This window comes from Propioniciclava flava, assembly GCF_004126535.1.
GTDB classification, from domain to species: domain Bacteria; phylum Actinomycetota; class Actinomycetes; order Propionibacteriales; family Propionibacteriaceae; genus Propioniciclava; species Propioniciclava flava.
The window spans coordinates 1-2,943 of record NZ_PPCV01000018.1 but is presented as its reverse complement, the minus strand read 5'-3'; the positions used below and the strand labels follow the sequence as shown (position 1 = coordinate 2,943).

The window sequence follows — 2,943 nt, the reverse complement described above, 5'->3', positions numbered from 1 at the left end:
CGGTCACAGTCGAGGTCCTCGGAACGGGGAGTGTGGTAACTCCTGATCCTGAGGGCCTCGACCCCTACCTCAACCCACCCGCCTCACCCGGCGTGTCGCACCCCACCCACCGCAAGTACGAAGAGCCAGTAAAGGGCAACCCTCGATCTGCAAGAGGCGTGGCAGCAAAAAGCGAGTCCAAGCGCGAAGGCCCCGATGGCCACTTACGGTTCGGACGGGGCCGCTGTGATGCGCCGAGTGTCTCTGCCGGTTGCTGACGGCAAGACGCTCCTGCTCGTACCGACCGGATGGGCCCGTCCTACTCTCTTTATATCCGCGGGGCGTTACTACGGGACGTAGTGTGCTCACATTCGCTCAACTCGAGCAAGCCGTAGTGGGCTCGGACCGCAAGCTCATCAAGACTCCTAAGGATCGACGCAAGAAGCAGACGGGGCTTGGCCGTGGCCGCAACACCAACTTGGTCGTCACGATGAAGGCGTTCGAGAAGGGCGAGGACCTTCTGGCTGCTTTCAAGGCCTTCGTACATGGTCGTCTCGACAAGAGCGAGCCGGAAGACAAGGCAGCGTGACCGTGGTGGGGACGCACCTGAACGTGCGTCCCCACCACTTCCGCCTAGTGGATCGAGGGTCGGTGTTGCGCTCAGCGCTAGGGTATGTACATTGCGGAACTGCTGACTTCGGTTCCTGCTACACTGGCTTCATCATGATCGGCCCGCTCGCCTCACGGCTCGGGCCGATTTTCTTTTCCCGGAGGCGTCAATGGTGGACTACGCCAAGCCGTGGCTGCCGGTCGATGCTCAGATCGACAAGCTCATCGCGCGTGGAGTTGTCATCGCCGACCGCGCCGGAGCGGCGAAGCTTCTGCGAACCGTTGGCTACTACCGACTGACGGGATATCTCTATCCGTTCCGTACCTCTGAGCGGTATACGGACGAGCACGATCGTGAGCGCACGCGCGTCCTGAACAGGTATCGCGAAGGCACGTCTATCGAAGACGCTGCCCGGCTTCTGGACTTCGACCGGCAACTTCGGCTACTCGTGCTCGACGGGGTCGAACGGATCGAGATCGCGTTGCGCACTCAGATCGGCCACACGGTCGGACGAGTCGGACCGTTCGCTCACCAGGACACCTCCACGTTCGTCTCAGCATTCACCGAACCAAACACCGACGCCACGACAGGGCTGACCTCGCTCAGCCGACTGGGCGGCTGGCTCGCACGAGTTCAAGAGCGCCGAGACAGCTCTGAGGAGGCGTTCGTTGCGCACTTCCGAGCGAAGTACGACGATCAGATGCCGATCTGGGCACTCATCGAGCTCCTTGAGCTTGGACATCTCTCGCGTCTATATGCCGGTCTGCGCAACGACCTCGCGACCGAGATCGCTACCGCATTCGACGTGCCGACGAAGCGACTAATGGAGAGCTGGATCGCGACGATCAACTACGTCAGGAACATCGCAGCCCACCACGCTCGCCTGTTCAACCGAAAACTCGTCACAGCGCCGAAGCGCCCGAAGGCCGGCCAGGTGCCGCTCCTGGCTCACCTCAGCGAGTCCGACGCTCCAAAGCAGTTCGGCTCCTACAACGCGCTCGCCGTCATGGCCAATCTCCTGCGCACGATCGACCCAGGTGGCGATTGGGCGTTGCGTGTCGCGACCCATCTTCGTGCATTCCCGAAGAACGCGGTCCTTGACCTCGGATCGATGGGCGTCGCTCCCGGCTGGCTCGACGAGGACCTCTGGCGCATTTGATCACACGCATGCCGAGTAGAGCTACTGTGTCTTCTCCCACGCCGTCATGAGGCTCACCCCGAATTGTTGGGCGATCGACATGACGCTCTCGCCGTTGTCGCGGGCCGTGTGAATCGCGTCTATCTCCTTGGCGGCTAGAGGAGTTCGAGTCCGTCTCGTTGGTTCCGTCACCGCATCGACGAGGCCCGAATCGGCCGTGGAACCCGACGACCTGAGACCCCGCTTCGCCAGTTCCCACACGGCTTCCAGTCGTGCTACGCGCTTCCACTCATGTGGTTGGAATCCGCCCCGGTCCACAGTTTTAGACGTAACTGAACCCTTGGCATGGGCGTTCTCCTCATTCGCTCAGCGAGCTAGCGAGTCGAGGCGAACGGCTCTGCGATGCCAGTAGTTGCTTCCCTATCCACTCCTGCTCGAGTTGGCGGTGGCCGTTCAATCCGCCTCCGCTCATGCGGTGGGGGTCCGCCTTGGTCCGCTCCGCTGTTGGGTCGCCCGCCCGCATGGTGCGCGGCCCAAGTTTGGTACCTGGAGTGGGTGCGGCGCCCCGTCCTCGCTCTGCCGCGATCCCCGTGCAGGTAACAACTAGCCGGTGGTTACTGGGCGCCCTGCTTACCGGGGGTTCCTGCATCCTTTTGCTTAGTCTCGGATGGAGTTAGACGATCATTATCTGCACGCTTACGTTGGAAGAGAATCCCCACTGCACCACTCACGCCGGCGGCTGCACCCTTGATCGCCTCGCCGGCCTGTGCCGCGGCTGTTGCTGCGCGAGGTGGCTCTGGGATGCCGTCGCCGTCGAGGTCCATCGCCCGAAAAACCTCGGTGGCATGATTGAAGGTTCCGTCCCCCAACCGCTTGGCTGCGATCGTTCCGGCCCGGACGTTGTCCGCTACTGGCTTTCGAGAGTTCATGGATTGAAGGGGGGCAAAACCTATCGGAGCACGACGGCGAGCTTTTCCGTCCCCTGGGGTAGACGCGCCTTGAGATTTTCGCCTCCCCCGCGAGGGTGTAAGACTGGTGGCCCCCCATCCCCTGGAGGAAGTACCGATGGCCTTCTCGTGGCCGGCCCATAGTGGCTCTTCACACTTCCGGTGGGGGTGGCGGGGTGAGTCCGCCGCCGATGAGGAGCATGCGTAGCCGGTAGTTGTCTCGGTTGCGGAAGCCGCGGGCGATGCGGCGGTGGAGTTCGATGAGCCCG

2 protein-coding genes are annotated in these 2,943 nt (G+C 62.6%); both read left to right on the top strand.

From position 1 onward, the window contains the following. The first annotated feature begins 340 nt into the window (after positions 1-340). On the top strand, positions 341-568 hold the full coding sequence (locus C1706_RS13835; protein ID WP_129459820.1) for a hypothetical protein: 228 nt from the start codon (positions 341-343) through the stop codon (positions 566-568). A gap of 190 nt (positions 569-758) precedes the next feature. After that, a complete protein-coding gene (locus tag C1706_RS13830; RefSeq protein WP_164987580.1) occupies positions 759-1,748 on the top strand; it encodes an Abi family protein in 990 nt (329 codons plus the stop codon). Positions 1,749-2,943 lie beyond the last annotated feature (1,195 nt).

What these genes read in the sequence shown, in the direction of transcription:
- C1706_RS13830 (WP_164987580.1), top strand. Translation starts at nt 759, where the DNA reads ATGGTGGACTACGCCAAGCCGTGGCTGCCGGTCGATGCTCAGATCGAC.